We start from the raw sequence: 19,033 nt of genomic DNA on the forward strand, positions 1-19,033 counted from the left end.
TTCTTTTTAAAAAATCAACGCTTAACTTTTCTAAATATTCTTGTATATTTTTTATTCGTCGGGTAACTTCTATTTTTAGTCATATTATTTGTTATTAAAGCCACCACAAATAAAATAAGTACACCACTTAAAACTGGCGAAAAAACATACATATACCCTAATAATTTTATTTTTTCTGTTCCTATTATTGCAATTAAAGCCGTTGCGCCACCTGGTGGATGCAATGTTTTTGTGTATTGCATTAATATAATTGATACAGAAACTGCTAATGGTGCGGTAATCCAAATAACATCTGGCATAAATTTAGCTATTGTAACACCAATTATAGCTGATAAAACATGCCCACCAATTAAATTTCTTGGTTGTGCTAACGGACTCTGAATTGCGCCGTAAATTAACACGCAAGTTGCTCCAAAAGAACCTATTAAAAAAATATTCTCAACTTTTGACAAATAAAAAGATTGTATAAAAGCAATAATTCCTATTCCGATAAAAGCACCAATAAAAGACCAAAAACCTTCTTTAAAATCTAATGTAGTTTCTTTATAAAGAATATATTTTGTTATTCTTATAGATCTATTAATTTTATGCTTTACCATTCTCTAAATTATCTTTACAACTGCAACAATTCTTTAAAATTGACTTCTTTTTGCGCCTTTTTTAAAGCCTCTCTATGTTTTACAACTTCTCCTAAAACAATAATTGCAGGGTTACTTAACTCTTTTTTATTTACAACCTCTAAAATAGTATTTACAGTTCCAATACCAACCTTTTCTCTAGAAGTTGTTCCATCTTGAATTATAGCAACAGGTAATTCGTTTTTACCCTCTTTTTTAAATAGTGTTACAATTTCAGCTAGTTTTCCCATTCCCATCAATACTACTACTGTAGCATTAGATTTTGCTGCCAAAGCCACATCGTTAGATAATTTATGCTCTTTTGTTGTACCTGTAATTACCCAAAAACTTTCTGCACTTCCACGTTTTGTAACAGGAATATTTTGATATGCTGGAACCGCTAAAGAAGATGAAATACCTGGAACCATTGCTGTTTCTATTCCAAAACCTGCTGCAAATTCCATTTCTTCAGCACCTCTTCCAAAAATAAAAGGATCACCACCTTTTAAACGAACTACATGTCCATAAGTTTTTGCTCTTTCAACAATCAACTCGTTTATTTGTTCTTGTTGATATTTATAACAACCTCTACGTTTTCCTACAAAAATTAATTCTGCATTTGGATTTATAAAATCTAATAACTCTTCATTAACCAAGGCGTCATATAAAACAACATCTGCAGTTTTTAAAACTTTAATAGCTTTTAGCGTAATTAAATCTACATCTCCTGGACCAGCGCCAACAACGGTTAATTTCGGAATCTTATTATACATTACTTACGGCTGTTTTTCTATAAGCATCAATCTTTTTATAAAATGCTTTCGCATCGTTTAAATAGCTCTCTGCAAATATTTTTGTTGGTGCTTCTTTCTTTATTTGATATACAAAATCTTCAAAACTGGTCTCTAAACTAACTTTATCTGTAGCTATAAAATGCTCTTGAAAGCTAGTAATAATACCTGCTTGTGTATTTGTTTTTACATTTTCTGCAATTAATAATGCTTTTGCTGTATTAACTAAAGATGTATATGAATGATAAATACTATCAGAAAATAAACCTTCTTTTAATGCTTCTTCTGAATTGGTTATTTTCTCTTCACTTTCAAATAAAAGTGTAGCTATTAAATCAATTACAACACCTGCACATTCTCCTACTCCAATTGCTTTTACGTAATTTTCTGAATGTCCCCAATCAATAAAATCACTTGGTACTAAATTACTAGTATCAGATAATCCTTTTAATAAATCGTAGAAATACGTTTTTCCTTGTCTGTCATAATACTCCAAAAAAGTTTCTTTCTCTTGTTGATTATCAGCAATGTCGTTTAATAAAATACGCAACGATTCTGGACCTCTTTTACTTGGAATTTTAACTAATTTATCAGAAAAACGTCCTTTTCCATCACCTAATATACCACCACCAATTAAAATTTGTAATGCTGGTGCTTGTAAAGCCCCTACTTTTATAGACATTCCTTGAAAACCAATGTGCGCCATATTATGCTGCCCACATGCATTCATACATCCACTAATTTTAATAGCTATTTCTTTATTGTTTAAATATGCTGGGTACTCTTCTTCTAATACTTTTTCTAATTCAACTGCTATACCTGTACTACTCGAAATTCCTAAATTACACGTATCGGTTCCGGGACATGCCGTAATATCTGCAGTAGAATTATAACCTGCTTTTGCAAAGCCTAATTTTTGTAATTCTACATAGAAAAAAGGTAATAATTCTTCTTTAATATGGCGAATTAAAATATTTTGACGTAATGTTAAACGAATTTCATTTGCTGCATACTTTTTAACTAAATCGGCTAACAATCTTGCTTTTGGAGTGTAAAAATCTCCTAAATGAACTTTAATTCCAATTGCAAATAAACCTTCTTGTTTTTGTTTAATCACATTCGTTTCTTTCCATTTTCCATAAGCATCTTCATCTTCAATTTTTACTGAAGGGATTGCTATTTCTTGAAAAGAGATTGGCTGCTCAAACTCGGTAGTATCTACTTTAAATGTTTTATTTTCTAACGCATTTACCTCATCAGATACTAATTGTAAAAAAGCTTCAACACCTAATTCTTTAACTAAAAACTTTAACCTTGCTTTTGCTCTTTTTGCACGCTCTCCAAATCGATCAAAAATTCTTAAAACACCTTCAATTGTTGGTATTAAAACATTTTCATCTAAAAAGTCGTAAATAACATCTGCATGTCTTGGTTGTGACCCTAAACCACCACCTAATAAAACCTTAAATCCTTTTTTAGTTACTCCGTTTTCAGTTTTTATTTTTGCAATAAATCCTAGATCATGAATAAAACTAATAGCAGTATCATCATCTGTACCTGAAAAAGACATTTTAAACTTACGTCCCATTTCTTGACAAATAGGATTTCTTAAAAAGAATTGAAACGTAGCATCTGCATATGGTGAAACATCAAAAGGTTCATTTACATCAATTCCTGCTGTTTCTGATGCTGTAATATTTCTTACTGCATTACCACAAGCTTCTCTTAAAGTAATATCATCTTTTTCTAGTTGCGCCCATAATTCTGGCGTTCTATCTAAACTTACGTGATGTATTTGAATATCTTGTCTTGTAGTGATATGTAATCTTCCACGAGAATACTCATCTGAAACGTCTGAAATTCTATGTAATTGTTCGCTAGTAACTTTACCATAAGGTAATTTTATACGAATCATTTGCACTCCAAATTGACGCTGACCGTAAACTCCTCTTGCCAAACGTAAACTTCTAAAACGTTCTTCGTCTATTTTTCCTTCTTTAAAAAGTTGGATTTTTCTCTCTAATTCTAGAATATCTTTTTCTACAATTGGGTTTTCTATTTCGGTTCTAAAACTTTGCATTACTGTATATCTTAAAGCTTGTAAGCGTTACTTTTTAATTAATTATGTAAGAATTTTTGTTTTGTCAATAACTCTTCCTCTGTTTCTACATGGTTGTCATCTGGCACACAACAATCTACCGGGCATACAGCCGCACATTGTGGTTCTTCATGAAACCCTATACATTCGGTACATTTATCTGGAGAAATAAAATAATATTCATCTGAGATTGCTTCTTGTGTTTCGTCAGCATCTACAGTTACTCCATTTTTTAATTCAATATTACCTATTAACGAGGTTCCTTCACTATATTTCCAATCTTCAGCTCCTTCGTAAATAGCTGTATTTGGGCATTCTGGTTCGCATGCACCACAATTGATGCATTCGTCGGTTATTATAATTGCCATACTATTTTTAATTACTGAATAAAGCCAACTCCGGCAGTATTATTGGTTATTGGATTGATTAAGATAAAGGTACCATTCGCTTTATTTTCTTTATAAGAATCAAAAAATAATGGTTTACTTAATTTTAAAATCACATCACCAATTTCATTTAATGTTAATTGTGATGGATTTTCTTCTGCTCCTGAAAAATCAGTTTTTATAATGGATGATAATGACATTATTTTTGCTTGTACATCATGTACCCCATGTTTTAAGTAATATTTATTTGCTGCTTGTAAAGGCTCTTTATCCATCCAACAAATAGTTACTTTTAAATCTTTAGAAACTGTTGGCTGTTCGTTTGTTTTTACCAACATATCACCTCTGCTTACATTTACATTATCTTCTAAAGTAATTGTTACCGAACTACCTCTTTTTGCTTCTGTAAACTCTTTATCAAAAAAATGAATACTTTTTATTTTTGATGCTGTGCTTGACGGTAATACAGTTACCGCATCTCCTACCGCTAAATCTCCTCCATAAATTTTACCTGCATACCCTCTAAAATCATGATATTTATCTGTTTTAGGTCGTATAACAGTTTGTATAGGAAAACGTGTTTGAGACTTTTCTTGTAAATCTTCAGAAACTAAACCTTCTAAATGGTCTAATAATGTTTCTCCTTTATACCAAGGTGTGTTTTCTGATTTTTTAACAACGTTATCTCCCTGTAAAGCAGACATAGGAATAAAAGTTAATTTTTGACTTTTATAAGAACTTTTGCTTGCTAAATATTCAATTTCATTTTTTATTTGATTAAATTTTTCTTCTGAAAAATCAACCAAATCCATTTTATTTATAGCAATAACTACGTTTTCAACGCGTAATAATGTGTTTATAAAGAAGTGACGATACGTTTGCTCAATTACACCATTACGTGCATCAATTAACACAATTGATGCTTGTGAGTTTGAAGCTCCTGTAACCATATTTCGTGTATACTCAATATGCCCTGGAGTATCTGCAATAATAAAACTCGTTTTTGGTGTTGAAAAATATATATGTGCTACATCAATAGTAATACCTTGTTCTCTTTCTGCTACTAAACCGTCTGTTGCTAATGAAAAATCTAAATAATCAAAACCTCTTTGTTTACTTTTTTCTTCAATTGCTTCTAGCTTATCATCGGTTAACGAGTTAGTGTCGTATAAAATACGTCCGATTAAGGTACTTTTACCATCATCTACACTACCTGCTGTTGCTATTTTTAATACATTCATTTTTATTCGCTATTCGCTATTAGCTTTTGGCTTTTAGCTGTATTTGTTTTATTAATAATTTCAATGCTTTTTAAGCTTGAAAAGTATCTGTAAATAGGTGCGTTAGGGATTGAAGCGGCATCCTTTTTTTGTTTTTCTCAAAAAAAGATATAGTGAAAAGCCTGTTAAAACGCCCAAAATATTTTAGAAATACCCTTGTTGTTTTCGTTTCTCCATCGCTGCTTCCGAGCGTTTATCGTCTATACGAGCACCTCTTTCTGATATTGTTGATACTTTTATTTCGTTTACAACTGTATTTATATCAACAGCGTCTGAAAGTACTGCTGCTGTACAACTCATGTCACCAACGGTTCTAAAACGTACCATTCTTTCTTGCACTTCTTCATGTTCGTCTCTATAAACAACATCGTCTTCTGCCGACCATATTAGTCCGTCTCTTAAAAAAGTAGCTCTTTTATGTGCAAAGTAAATTGATGGGATTTCAATTTCTTCACTTTTTATGTATGACCAAACATCTAGTTCTGTCCAGTTTGAAATAGGAAAAACACGTACATTTTGTCCTAAATCAATTCTTCCATTTAGCATATCAAACAATTCTGGGCGTTGATTTTTTTCATCCCATTGCCCAAAATCATCACGGACAGAGAAAATACGTTCTTTGGCTCTTGCTTTTTCTTCATCTCTACGCGCACCACCGATACATGCATCAAAGCCAAACTCATCAATTGCATCTAATAACGTTTCTGTTTGCAGCATATTTCGGCTCGCGTATCTCCCTTTTTCTTCCTTTACTCTCCCTTTATCTATATTATCTTGAACGTTTCTAACGATTAGTTCAACTCCTAATTCTTTTGCCAAACGGTCTCTAAATTCAATAGTTTCAGGAAAATTATGTCCTGTGTCTATATGCATTAATGGAAACGGAATTTTGGCTGGATAAAATGCTTTTTGAGCAAGTCGCACCAATGTTATACTGTCTTTTCCCCCCGAAAATAATAACACTGGCTTTTCAAATTGAGCGACTACTTCCCTAAATATATATATGGCTTCACTTTCTAAAGGGCCAACTTTTATTGTTTTTGCTTTCATAATCATATTTTTTAAATATGTAAACCACATTCTCTATTATTTTTTACTTTTGTAGGATCGAAATATTTAAACTCGTTTGGAAGATTATGTTCTTTTAAATATTTATCTAAATCTTCATCTGACCAGTTATAAAACGGACTTACTTTTAAAACTCCATCTTTACTAAAAGAAATTATTCCGATGCTATCTCTAAACGCTGTTTGTCCTTTTCTTAAATTAGTAAACCAAATATCTGGTTGGTGTTCTGCCATTGCTCTTTTAAAAGGCTCTAACTTTACTTGTTCGGTAAAAACTACATGGTTGTTATCGTCTACAGATGGAATACCAATAGTAACATTACGATGCGCTACTGTTTGTTTTGGTACGTATAAATGAATGTTTAAATTTAATTTATCAACCAACTCTTCAGCATGTTTATAAGTTTGAGGTGTGTTATAACCTGTATCACACCAAATAACTTTTATAGATGGATTATTATTAGCTATTAAATGTAAAAGAGCTACTTCATAAGGCCTAAAATTAGTAGTAACTATTGTTTTTTGATTTAACTCAAAAACCCATTCTATAATTTCTTTTGGACTTAATTTTTCTAATCCCTTATTTAACTCCTCAACATTTAGTTGCTCTTGTAAACTCATTATTTTCCCCATTTTATTTTATTCCAAATTCTTTCGTGAAAGAAATACAAAACCATTTTTGTTACTAACTCTATACCTCCTATAGAAAAAGCCAATGATAGTTCACCAGTTATTAACCAAGAAATTAAAACGGTATCAATAGTACCTATTACTCTCCAACTAACCGACTTAACGAAACTTCGCCACGGATTTTCTGAATTTTTATCAGAATTATAATTTTTCTTATCTTCTATTAATTGTTCTAAAATCATTTTTAAATTCTATACCCTATCGGGTAACTAGGTTTTAAGATGCGACAAATGTATATATTCATTTTAAATAAAAAAACATTTATTTAAAAAATTTACATTAAACCAACAATTGTTGAAAATTATACTAAATCGGCAAGTGTATTATTACGTAATATCTGCAAGGTATTGTCTCTAACCTGTATCATAAGTTTATGTACAGAACAAGCATCTTCATCTGGGCAATCACTACATTTTTCATAGTAATTAAGGCTTACACAAGGCAACATTGCTATTGGTCCTTCTAAGGTTCTAATAACATCAGTCATTTTTATTTCTGATGCTTCTTTTAACATATAATAACCTCCGCCTTTTCCTTTTTTAGCACCTAAAAAACCTGCTTTTCGTAAGGTAAGTAATATACTTTCTAAAAATTTATGAGAAATATTTTCGCTTTTAGATATCGTTGCTATTTGAACTTTATCTCCTTTTTCTTGTCTAGCTATAAATGCTAGCGCCTTTAAGCCGTATTTCGTTTTTTTAGAAAGCATAGTACAAAAATACACTTTTTATTTAGTTGTTAATTCTCTAAAGCTTGTTTTAAATCGTAAATAATATCATCTGCATTTTCTAAACCAATAGAACATCGTACCAAACCGTCAGTAATACCAACTTCTAATCTATCATCAATACTAAGTTTACTATGCGTTGTAGAGGCTGGATGGGTAACAATACTTCTTGTATCGCCTAAATTTGCAGACAATGAGCACATTTTAATAGCATTTAAAAAATTTCGTCCTGCTTCAATACCACCTTTAACCTCAAAAGCAACAATGTTACCACCTAAGCGCATTTGTTTTTTTGCTATTTCGTATTTTGGATGCGATTTTAAAAACGGATATTTCACTAAATTTACCTTCGGATGAGCTTCTAAAAACTCCGCTACCTTTAAGGCATTTTCGCAATGTTTTTCTACACGAATACTTAATGTTTCTAAACTTTTTGATAATACCCAAGCGTTAAACGGAGACATTGCAGGCCCTGTATTTCTTGAAAATAAATAAATTTCACGAATTAAATCGGCTTTACCAACAGCAACTCCTCCTAAAACTCTTCCTTGTCCGTCAATTAATTTTGTTGCTGAATGGATAACAATATCTGCTCCAAAATCTATCGGGTTTTGTAGGTATGGCGTTGCAAAACAATTGTCAATTACTAATAATATGTTATGCTTTTTTGCAATTTTACCTAATAATTCTAAATCAATAATATCAACGGCTGGGTTGGTAGGTGTCTCTGCATATAATATTTTAGTATTGGGCTGAATTAAACTTTCAATTTTATCAACTTCATTTATTTTAAAGTAACTTGTTTCAATATTCCATTTTGGTAGATATTTAGTAAACAAACTATGCGTAGAACCAAAAACAGATCGGCAAGAAACAATATGATCTCCTGCATTTAGCAAAGCTCCGAAAGTAGAAAAAACAGCTGCCATTCCTGTTGCAAAAGCATAGCCCGCTTCGGCTTTTTCCATTGCCACAATTTTATTTACAAATTCTGTTGTATTTGGGTTTGAAAATCGGCTATATAAATTTTTCTCTTTTTCTTCAGCAAAAGACGCTCGCATATCTTCTGCATCATCAAATACAAAACTAGAAGTTAAGTATAAAGGTGTAGAATGTTCTGAAAATTGCGATCGTTCGGTTTGTGTTCTAATTGCTTCAGTTTCGAAATTTTTACTCATATTGTTTGTTTTATACTCTTTAATCAAAAAACCTATTTATAGTTAAATACTTTTTAATCTTTAATTATTGTTTGTTTGCTAATCGTAAAATATCTCCAAAAACACCCCTCGCTGTTACTTCTGCTCCTGCTCCTGCTCCTTGAATTACAATGGGTTGTTCTCCGTACGATTCTGTATAAATTTCAAAAATAGCATCCGATCCTTTTAAACTTCCTAAAGGCGAACTTGTTGGTACCGATACTAATTTTACATCTAGTTCTCCTTTTGCTTTTGATAAATCGCCATGTAAATCGCCTATATATCGCAATACATGATTTTTATCTTGTGCTTCTTTTTGATTTTTAAATACTGGATTTAATTTATCTAAGTTTGATAAAAATTCTGATGCTGAAATATCTCTAAATTCTGATGGAATTAAATTTTCAATTGCTATATCTTCAAATTCATTTTCTAAATCTAGCTCACGAGCCAAAATCAATAATTTTCGTGCTACATCATTTCCACATAAATCTTCTCGTGGGTCTGGTTCTGTAAATCCGCTATCAATAGCTTCTTGTAATACGTTTGAAAACGGAACTTCATCCGAAGAAAACTTATTAAATAAATAACTTAAAGATCCTGAAAAAACTCCTCTAATACGTGTAATATTTTCGCCAGAATCGTGCAATAACTTAATGGTATCTATTAGCGGTAAACCTGCTCCAACATTGGTTTCATACAAATATGATTTGGTATTTATTTCTAATGTTTTTCGTAGTTTTTTATAAAAATCATGAGATACCGTATTTGCTATTTTATTAGAAGAAACTAAATCGAAACCGTTTTCTATTAATGGAATGTAATTTTCTGTAAATTCACTACTTGCAGTATTATCAACAGCTATTAAGTTTTCGAGATGATGTTTTTTAGCAAAATCTATTACGCTATCAACAATATGCGTTTCCTCATCATTATTTTTTAAAATTGTTTTCCAATTTTCTACAGCTCCATCGCTACTTAATAATACTTTTTTAGAGCCCGCTATGGCAAAAATATTTAACTGTATTTTTTTTCTTTCTAATATAGATTTGGTATTTTTTATAATTTGATTAATTAAAGTTCCTCCAACTAATCCTTTACCAAATATGGCTATATTTATTTTCTTTGCAACTCCAAAAACTTGCCCATGAATTACATTTAACGCCTTGTGTAATTGTTCTTTTTTAACAACCAAACTTACATTTTTTCCTGAAATTGTATTGTTAAATAATAATGGTACAATTTGGTTTTTTATCAACGCATTATACGGATGATGAAACTCACTCAAATCTTGACCTATAATTGATATTACAGCGACATTATCTATAATTGAAATTTGATTTACATCTTTGGTATAAAAATCACTTTCAAACTCTTGTTCTAAAGCTTGTACAGCTGCTGCTGCCTTTTCTTTATCAATTACTAAACCGATACCTCTTTCTGATGAACCTTGCGAAATAATACTTACACTAATGCCATTATTACTTAAGGCTCTAAAGATACGTGCATCTACACCTACTTTACCCAACAAACCTCGTCCTTCAAAATTTAGCAATGCTACATTGTCTAAAACCGATAATGATTTTATACCTTTTGAATTTGATTTAGCTGTAATTAATGTTCCTTTATCCGCAGGGTTAAACGTATTTAAAATACGAAGATTGATGTTTTTTTCTAATAACGGAATAATTGTTTTTGCGTGTAGAATATTAGCGCCAAAATTTGCCAATTCATTAGCCTCTGAAAAAGATAGTTCTTCTATTTTTTTTGCATCAGCAACTAAATCAGGATTTGCAGTAAAAATTCCATCAACATGCGTATAGTTTTGTAACTCATTTGCATCTAAATAATTGGCTAATAATGATGCAGTATAATTACTTCCATTTCGCCCAAGCGTAGTCGTTTCTCCTTTTAAGTTAGAAGCAATAAAACCTGTTACAATATTTACAGTATCTCCATTATGTTTTTTAAAATGCTTTACTACGTTTTCCTTAGAAATATTTATAATTGGCTGTGCATTTCCAAAATTCTCATCCGTTTTTATCAACGTTCTAGCATCGGTAATATTAGCATTTATCCCTTTTTCATTTAAAAGTGCGGCAACTGTTTTTGTTGATAACAACTCTCCTTGAGCTAAAACTTCGTCTTTTATTTTTTGACTATAATCTCCTAATAAACTAACACCTTCAAAAAGTTTTTCTAAGCGAGAAAACTCGGGAGAAAAATCAACCAACGGTGTTAATTGCGACTGCTCATATTTAAGGGCTTCAAATTGATCTTGATAAGGAGCGTTCTTTGCTGCTTTTTCTAAAATTTCTTCCAATTGATCCGTCGCATTTCCTCTTGCTGATACAACCACAGCAATATTTTCTTGATCGTTTACTTTTTGCTCTATAATTGAAATTACATTTGCAATTCCTTTATTCGACAGCGATTTTCCGCCAAATTTGATTATTTTCATTTGATTATTTTTTGAATTTAGATTGAATATTGGCGCTATTATTTTTTCTAATTGCTCGTATTCAATCAAAAAAGCATCGTGTCCGTGAACCGAATTTATTTCGTTATACGTAACATTTGCGTTTACTAAGGCTAGCTCTTTTTGAGTTTCTCTATTTTCTTCAGCAGTAAAAAACAAGTCAGAATCTACTCCTACAATATGTATATCTGCTTTAATTTTTTTTAAAATTTCCGAATTATTTTCTCCTTTGGTTACATCAATCGTTTTTAATAATTGATTCATTAATTTATAAGACGCTAGTTGATAACGTTCTTGTAATTTTTTTCCGTGATGTAACAGCCAACTTTCTACATTAAAAACTTCTGAATCTTCTCTTTTTGATCGATGAAAACGTTCTTTAAACGATTTTGGAGTTCTATAACATAACATTGCATGCATGCGAGCATCGTGCACTGGGTTGCTAGAATTTATCAAAAATTGTTCTTGAATTTGACAGTTCCCAATTAACCAATCAGTAGATTTCCAATCGGTTGCTATGGGAATCAAATGTTTTGTTATTTTAGGTTTTAAAACAGCCATTTCCCAAGCTATTCCACCACCTAATGACCCACCAATTAAAGCAAATAATTGTTTTATTTTAAGTTTTTCTAATCCTATTAAAAAAACTTTAGCAATATCTCTTGCAATAAAATCTTTATAGTTTTCTATTAAAAAACCATCATACCCGTTGCCTGGAATGTTAAAACATAAAACGGTATACTTTTGCGTGTTTACCGCTTTGTTTTTCCCTACTAATTCTTTCCACCAACCATCTGTAACATCAGCAACATTACTATTACCTGTTAAAGCATGATTGATTAATACCACAGGAGCTGTTCCCAATTTTTCCCCAAAAACCTGATAGCTTAATGCTATTTTACTTAATAAAACGCCGCTTTCTGTGGTAAAATCAACAATATTTATATGTGCTAAAGTATTTTTCAACTGTATCTATTTTACTATAAAATCGAACGATTTACATGAACTTATTCCCCTTCAAAAAAATAAGATTCAATACATTCGATTTTTTTATGTTTATATTGTTAAAAAAGCATCTTTTAAATCACTTTTTAAATCTTCAAGATTTTCAAGCCCTACTGATAAACGAATTAAATCATTCGTAACTCCTGCACTTTCTTGCGCTTGTTCACTTAATTGTTGATGTGTTGTACTAGCAGGGTGAATGATTAGTGATTTTGTATCTCCAATATTTGCCAATAATGAAAAAAGTTTTGTGTTATCAGAAACTTTTTTTGCAGCTTCATAACCACCTTTAACACCAAATGTAACAATACCACTTTGTCCTTTTGGTAAATACGTTTTTGCTAATTTGTTATATTTACTGCTTTCTAAACCTGGGTAATTTACCCAAGCTACTTCTGATTGCTCTTCTAACCATGCAGCAATATTTAAAGCATTTTCACTATGCTTTTTTATTCTGATATCTAATGTTTCTAATCCTTGAATAATGTTAAATGCATTGGTAGGACTTAAGGCTCCTCCGAAATCCCTTAATCCTTCTAAAATTAATTTGAAAGTATAAGAAGCTGCGCCTAAAGCATCGTGATATACCAACCCGTGATATCCTGCTGAAGGCTCTGTAAATTCAGGGAATTTCCCATTTGCCCAATTAAAAGTACCTGCATCAATAATAGCGCCTCCTAAAGAGTTTCCTTGGCCTCCAATGTATTTTGTTAACGAATGAATTACAATATTTGCACCATGTTCTATCGGGTTTAACAATGCTGGTGTAGCTACTGTATTATCAACAATAAATGGAACTTCAGCTTTTTTTGCATGTTTTGATATCCCTTTTAAATCTAACACATCTAACTTCGGATTCCCTAATGATTCAACGAAGAAAGCTCTTGTATTATCCTGTACTGCTTTAGCAAAGTTATCAGGATTAGAAGCGTCCACAAATGTGGTAGTAATACCTAATCTAGGTAAGGTTACATTCAATAAATTGTAAGTTCCACCATATAAACTACTTGAGGCTACAATATGATCACCAGCTTTTAATAACGTTAATAAACCTGTTGAAATTGCTGCCGTTCCTGATGCGAATACCACTGCTCCTGTTCCGCCTTCTAAACTAGCCAAACGTTCTTGTAAAATTTGATTAGTAGGGTTGTTTAATCGGGTGTAAATAAATCCTAATTCTTTTAATGAAAAAAGGTTTGCTGCATGATCTGAATCATTAAAAACATATGATGTGGTTTGATAAATAGGAACTGCTCTTGTACCTCCCGTTTGTTTTACATCGTGTCCTGCGTGCAACGCGTTGGTTGCGAATTTTTGTGTACTCATTTTTCTTGTTTTTTGAGATAATAAAAAATTAAAACAAAAGTCAAATGCGTCATTTTTTTTGACGTACTTACTAGAAAAATGTTATGAAGAATTATAACAATTATAGATGAATAATTGCATTTGAGTTATCTATCCAATTTTAAATAAATGAATTTAAAATTAAGTAGAATTTAGCACCTTCTTTGTCTTGTACAAAGGGTTGCTAAGGTTTCACCGGGTCTAATCCCTCCACCTTTCTTGATAACATTGTCAATAAGTTATTGAACTTCGTGAGTGCAAATATTTAAAATTTAAATATTAATATCCTAATAAAAACTCATTTTTTTTTAAAAAAAAGTATTTACCTAAATGATTTTCCAAACTTTAACAGTTTTATCTTTACTTGGCGTTGCTATTAATTTCCCGTCAGAACTAACGTCCATCCCCAAACCAATATCATTGGTATGATTTGAAATTGTTTGTAAAATTTTTTCGCTTTTAACATCCCATAGAGTTGCTACAATTGGTTTTACTACTCCTGAAAATTTAAAATGATATTCGAGTAATTCTCCAATCATCGATTTGTCTGTTCCGCCTGCTATTACCCTGTCATTATCAATAAAAATAACCGAATGAATCGCCTGATTATCTTCTTTTAAAGTGTGCAATAATTGCCAATTAGTGGTGTCCCAAATTTTAACTGTTTTATCATCTCCAGCACTTGCTAATAATTTTCCGTTTGAACTAAAATTTACAGTCCAAACTGTGCCTCCATTTCCTTTTAATGTTTTTAATAAGGCTCTTGTTTTAACGTCCCAGATTCTAACGTTTCCATCATACGCTCCTGTTGCAACAACTTTTCCTGTTGAACTGAAGTCTACTGTTGGCGTTCCTATTTCGTGTGGTAAATCATGTAAAACTTCACCTGTAATTCTAGACCAAATTTTAGCGTTTGGTTCAATTCCTCCACTAATCATTAATGAATCGTTTGGACTAAACTTAACCTCCCATACTTCATTTTTATGATGTGTATACGTTTTTTGCAATTCTATTTGATTTCCATCAACAATTTTAGGCTGAGCAAATACTTGTAAAGACATTAAAACTAAAAGGCTTATAACAATTATAATTCCTATTATTAAAAACTTATTTTTCATACTATTTAATACTTTCTAGTTTTTGAATCATCTTTTTTGCTGATACTGATGATGCATCTAATTCAAATGCTTTCTTATATGCTAATAATGCATTTTCTTTATCCTTTTTATAAAAATACGCTTCTCCTAAACTATCCCAAGAGTTGGCGTCCTTCGGGAATAATTTTGTGCTTTTTTGAAATACTTTAATGGCTAAATCAACATTTTTTTCTTGTAAGTAAGTATATCCTACTTTATTTAAAATATTGTTTTTATTGCGTTTTATAGTTTTATCTAATGCATCAATATATGCAATTATAAAAGCATCTTTCTTTGTTGATTTAATAGTTGGTTTTACGCCTTTTCCCTCCCAATTAGTTTTTGTAACAGGGTGTGTTGCTTCAATATACGGAATAGAGATTGTAAAATTGTTATTCAAATTCACTCTTTTAGTTCTGTTTGCACCTCCACGAGTTGTTTCCCCAACAACTATTGCTTTATTTAAATGTTTTAATGTATATGTAAATGCCTCTGCTGCAGAAAACGTTTTTTTACTTGTTAAAATGTATAATGGCGTATTTGTTCTCCTTTTACCATCAATACTTTCCAAAGTAAATAACTGTGTTTTATTGTTTGTCTTACGTTCATAAAAATTACTTAGTAACACTGGTTTTTTACCCGTAAAATAACTCGATAATAATTGCATCATGTTTGGAACACCTCCACCATTATTTCTTAAATCAATTATAATTGCATTAGTGTTTTTTAAAAAACTCATAGCTGCAGTTGCCGTCTCTTTTGCGTAGTTCATATCTGCAAACATGCGTAAATTTAAATAACCAATATTACCATTTAGTACTTTTGTTTCTGTAAAACCAAAATTGATTTCTGCCATTTTCATAGCCATCATTTTATCTCTTTTAAGTTTAATGTTGGCGGGCATTATACGTTTACTTTGTGTAATTCTTTTTGGCTCAAAATTTACTTTTAAATGCAAATCTTTACTTACTTTTTGTAAGTCTTTGGTTATTACTGTAGAAAATTCTTTTTGATTAGAAATAGACTTGTATTTTTTTGAATTAGATATGATCATTGCTGACATTTCTTTTGCAAGATCTAAATTGATATAAGACGCTAGTAATTTCTCTGAAATTAATTTTAAAACTATTTTTTTTCATTTTTGTTAAATTCATTATTTTGTGATATTGTGCTTGTTATAGTCACAATTGTTAATACGGAAGCTAATATGTATTTTTTCATTTTTAAATTGATTTTAAATTCCTTGCAAACATAAAACCGAATTAATCTTAGATAAATAATAATTCTCAACTGCCTATATTTTACACACAAAAAACATCTTTATAAACTTGAACCAGTTTTGAGTCCTTTTTTAGTTGTTGGTGCTTGATTTCTGATTGTTTGTGTAAAATAGTATCCTATTTATTACATTATCATTAGCTTTACCAAGTGAAATCATTTTTAAAAAAATACAAGGCATTTATATACGGGCTAATAATTTTCAGACTCCTAGTACTGTTGCTAACTTATTTTGATCATATTTATATTGATAATTCAGAATACCTATCAAACATATTAAGTTTTATCTTTTATTGGTTGTTGTTTTCATTGCCAATTTATTATTTTCCTTTCTTAAAAAAACACTCATCAGTTTCACTAAAATTAATTGGCGTAATCCTATTTTTTATACTTGTTATTGTTAATGATATCCATGCCCAGATAATTGACAATCCAATTACGTTTATAGGAATTATTATTACGAGCTTAGCTTTCTTTTCTATAATTGCCACAAATTTCTTAAAAAAATACGCACTTTTTACAATCGTTTTTTACCTATTAAGCATCGGTTACTTCTTATATATAAGAGTTTATATTGATGATTTAAACGTGTACTTACAGCAAGAAAAAGAGATTAAAATTATTTTAACCATTCCTTTTTTTATATTGATTTTTGGATGGGTTTTTCAACAATGGAAATGGTTAAAAACAATAGAATCAAAAAAAGCAAAAGCAGAATTAGCCTTGTTAAAAAATCAAATAAACCCACATTTCTTTTTTAATACCTTAAATAATTTATACGGTTTAACGGTAGAAAAATCAGATGATGCTCCAGATGTTGTGCTAAAATTGTCTGACATGATGCGTTACACAATCTATATGGGAAAGGAAGATTTGGTACCTTTAAAAGATGAAGTTGAATATTTACAAAATTATATTGAACTGCATAAAATAAGGTATCAAAAAAAAGTAGATATTCAGTTTCACTACATCAACATATCCGATGTTAAAATTGCGCCACTTTTGTATATTATAGCCTTAGAAAATGCCTTTAAACATGGCATTGAAAAATTAACAGAAAACGCTTATATTCACATTAATATCAGTAAAAAAAACAACATTATTCTTTTTGAAATTGAAAATAATTTTGAAAAACCAGAAGTTGCACAAAAAACAGGAATTGGATTAGATAATTTAAAACAACGATTGCAATTACTATATCCTAAAAAACATGAATTAACTATTAAAAAAAATAATTCTAAGTATAAATTATCGCTAAAATTAGAAATAGTATGATACATTATTTAATTGTTGATGATGAGCCTATTGCCCATCGAATTATTGAAAAATATTGTGAAAATTTACCTCATTTAGAAAAAAAAGGGAATTGTTACAACGCTTTTGAAGCCATGCAACTTTTAAACGAAAACCAAATAGATCTTTTATTTTTAGATATTAATATGCCAAAACTTTCTGGTTTCGATCTTTTAAAAACAATTCCAAATCCGCCAAAAATAATTGTAACCACTGCTTATAAAGAATTTGCTTTAGAAGGATATGAATTAAATATTTCTGATTATTTATTAAAACCTTTTAGTTTTGAACGCTTTGTAAAAGCGGTTAATAAAACTATTTCAAAAACCAATCAACAGCAAGAAATAAATAATAATATTTCAGAAAACCAGACAGAAAACCCTGAAAGTTTTTTCTTAAAAGGTGATAAAAAACACTACCAAGTCCATTTTAACAACATTCTTTTTATTGAAGCTTATGGTCACTATTGCAAAGTTCATTTAAAGAATAAAATGATTTTAAGCAATGAAAAAATATCTTTTTTAGAAGAATTTCTTCCTGATACTTTTATCAGAACACACAAATCTTTTATAATTTCAAAAAGTAAGATTGAACAAATAGAAGGAAATCGTATTATAATCAAAGAGCATAAAATTCCTATTGGTCAAACTTATAAAAAAAACATAAATCACTTATTTAAATTATAATTCCATTTATATAAAACATTTAGACTCTTTAAAGGGGTTAAAACGTTAATATAAAAATACTAAGCTTATCTTTTAATTATATTGACTGAACAAGATAAATAATACTATAACATTTTTTTATTTTTATTTTTTTGATAAATGATACATAAAAAGGCTTTTAATAATAAATAGAATAATCCTCAAATTTTATAAACCATTAAAGTCAGAATTATTATACCATGGGAGTAAGTCTTCTAACTATAAACTTTTACCTTTTAATTCATAAAATATTTGACTTCATTAATTAGCAGGAAGTGTTTTTATCAAATTTGATATAAAAACATTGAAATTAAAGATAGAAGTATAATTAATTTATTTTGCTATTATAAAAAACTATAATCGGTTAGGGTTATTTCATTAAGATCCATTACAAATATTAATCAGACAACTAATATCTCCATAAAACAAGTACTGTTCTTTACTATTAACTTAAGTTCTTATAAGTAAGTATTCTCTTCTTTCACCCTTTCCCCCTCTATCTTTCACCTTTCATCCTAATTTCATTTGAGTTTAACGCAAAAAAAACCTCAATCTTTTCAGATTGAGGTTTAAAAGAAAGGCAACGACCTACTCTCCCACCATTGGCAGTACCATCGGCGCTAATGGGCTTAACTTCTCTGTTCGGGATGGAAAGAGGTGAGCCCCATTGCGATAATCACCTTAAATCGTTCAGTATATTTCAACTGTATAAGTTAACATATTAGTAAAATCATATCGTAAATTATCAAAAGAGTTGCGCTTGCTCCCTTTCGAGAGCAAGACTTCTACATAAGCCTATGGGTTATTAGTAATACTCGGCTATGACATTACTGCCTTTACACCTGTATCCTATCAACGTGGTAATCTTCCACGACCCTTTAAAGAAATCTCATCTTGTGGTGGGTTTCGCGCTTATATGCTTTCAGCGCTTATCCCTTCCCA

General features: G+C 30.4%; 16 protein-coding genes, 2 rRNA genes and 1 riboswitch. Of the genes, 2 read left to right on the plus strand and 16 right to left on the minus strand.

Translation table 11 applies throughout. From position 1 onward, the window contains the following. Positions 1-14 precede the first annotated feature (14 nt). The 14 genes from N2251_RS06050 to N2251_RS06115 form a co-directional block, all read right to left on the minus strand. Positions 15-599: an HPP family protein gene (locus N2251_RS06050; protein WP_260585825.1), complete on the minus strand. Its 585-nt coding sequence runs from the start codon at positions 597-599 to the stop codon at positions 15-17. 14 nt (positions 600-613) lie between these two features. Continuing rightward, positions 614-1,390 (minus strand): uroporphyrinogen-III C-methyltransferase, encoded by a 777-nt coding sequence (gene cobA / locus N2251_RS06055; protein WP_260585826.1) that lies wholly within the window; start codon positions 1,388-1,390, stop codon positions 614-616. Continuing rightward, positions 1,383-3,488 (minus strand): ferredoxin-like domain-containing protein, encoded by a 2,106-nt coding sequence (locus N2251_RS06060; protein ID WP_260585827.1) that lies wholly within the window; start codon positions 3,486-3,488, stop codon positions 1,383-1,385. The genes cobA and N2251_RS06060 overlap by 8 nt, the downstream gene beginning before the upstream one ends. A 38-nt stretch (positions 3,489-3,526) precedes the next feature. Beyond that, on the minus strand, positions 3,527-3,874 hold the full coding sequence (locus N2251_RS06065) for a 4Fe-4S dicluster domain-containing protein (protein ID WP_260585828.1): 348 nt from the start codon (positions 3,872-3,874) through the stop codon (positions 3,527-3,529). Between the two features lie 11 nt (positions 3,875-3,885). Continuing rightward, positions 3,886-5,133, minus strand: coding sequence for a sulfate adenylyltransferase subunit 1 (locus N2251_RS06070; RefSeq protein WP_260585829.1), 1,248 nt, complete (start codon positions 5,131-5,133; stop codon positions 3,886-3,888). A 183-nt stretch (positions 5,134-5,316) separates the two neighbouring features. Next, positions 5,317-6,222 carry a sulfate adenylyltransferase subunit CysD gene (gene cysD / locus N2251_RS06075; RefSeq protein WP_260585830.1) on the minus strand — a complete coding sequence of 302 codons (906 nt, stop codon included), beginning with the start codon at positions 6,220-6,222 and terminating at the stop codon, positions 5,317-5,319. Between the two features lie 11 nt (positions 6,223-6,233). Next, complete coding sequence (locus N2251_RS06080) at positions 6,234-6,860, minus strand: phosphoadenosine phosphosulfate reductase domain-containing protein (RefSeq protein ID WP_260585831.1); 627 nt, start codon at positions 6,858-6,860, stop codon at positions 6,234-6,236. Continuing rightward, positions 6,860-7,111, minus strand: coding sequence for a DUF2061 domain-containing protein (locus N2251_RS06085; RefSeq protein WP_260585832.1), 252 nt, complete (start codon positions 7,109-7,111; stop codon positions 6,860-6,862). The genes N2251_RS06080 and N2251_RS06085 overlap by 1 nt, the downstream gene beginning before the upstream one ends. A gap of 119 nt (positions 7,112-7,230) precedes the next feature. Further along, positions 7,231-7,638, minus strand: coding sequence for an RrF2 family transcriptional regulator (locus N2251_RS06090; RefSeq protein WP_260585833.1), 408 nt, complete (start codon positions 7,636-7,638; stop codon positions 7,231-7,233). A gap of 29 nt (positions 7,639-7,667) precedes the next feature. Beyond that, positions 7,668-8,834, minus strand: coding sequence for a trans-sulfuration enzyme family protein (locus N2251_RS06095; protein ID WP_260585834.1), 1,167 nt, complete (start codon positions 8,832-8,834; stop codon positions 7,668-7,670). Between the two features lie 64 nt (positions 8,835-8,898). Continuing rightward, complete coding sequence (gene thrA, locus N2251_RS06100) at positions 8,899-12,297, minus strand: bifunctional aspartate kinase/homoserine dehydrogenase I (protein ID WP_260585835.1); 3,399 nt, start codon at positions 12,295-12,297, stop codon at positions 8,899-8,901. A 90-nt stretch (positions 12,298-12,387) separates the two neighbouring features. Further along, positions 12,388-13,662 (minus strand): O-acetylhomoserine aminocarboxypropyltransferase/cysteine synthase family protein, encoded by a 1,275-nt coding sequence (locus N2251_RS06105; RefSeq protein ID WP_260585836.1) that lies wholly within the window; start codon positions 13,660-13,662, stop codon positions 12,388-12,390. 122 nt (positions 13,663-13,784) lie between these two features. After that, positions 13,785-13,909: riboswitch (SAM riboswitch) on the minus strand. Between the two features lie 97 nt (positions 13,910-14,006). Beyond that, positions 14,007-14,798 (minus strand): WD40 repeat domain-containing protein, encoded by a 792-nt coding sequence (locus N2251_RS06110; protein ID WP_260585837.1) that lies wholly within the window; start codon positions 14,796-14,798, stop codon positions 14,007-14,009. Position 14,799: 1 nt separating this feature from the next. After that, positions 14,800-15,945, minus strand: coding sequence for a S41 family peptidase (locus tag N2251_RS06115; RefSeq protein ID WP_312025097.1), 1,146 nt, complete (start codon positions 15,943-15,945; stop codon positions 14,800-14,802). 368 nt (positions 15,946-16,313) lie between these two features. Between N2251_RS06115 and N2251_RS06120 the strand changes: the two genes are divergently transcribed. Then, positions 16,314-17,369, plus strand: a complete 1,056-nt coding sequence (locus tag N2251_RS06120) for a sensor histidine kinase (RefSeq protein WP_260585838.1) — start codon at positions 16,314-16,316, stop codon at positions 17,367-17,369. Next, positions 17,366-18,073: a LytR/AlgR family response regulator transcription factor gene (locus tag N2251_RS06125; protein WP_260585839.1), complete on the plus strand. Its 708-nt coding sequence runs from the start codon at positions 17,366-17,368 to the stop codon at positions 18,071-18,073. The genes N2251_RS06120 and N2251_RS06125 overlap by 4 nt, the downstream gene beginning before the upstream one ends. A gap of 593 nt (positions 18,074-18,666) precedes the next feature. Here N2251_RS06125 and rrf read toward each other — a convergent pair. Together rrf and N2251_RS06135 are read right to left on the minus strand one after the other, a co-directional pair. Next, positions 18,667-18,775 (minus strand): 5S ribosomal RNA (rrf, locus tag N2251_RS06130). 101 nt (positions 18,776-18,876) lie between these two features. Next, positions 18,877-19,033: ribosomal RNA gene (locus N2251_RS06135) — 23S ribosomal RNA — on the minus strand; the annotation flags it as partial.

The organism is Tenacibaculum haliotis, from assembly GCF_025215075.1.
Taxonomy (GTDB): Bacteria; Bacteroidota; Bacteroidia; order Flavobacteriales; family Flavobacteriaceae; genus Polaribacter; species Polaribacter haliotis_B.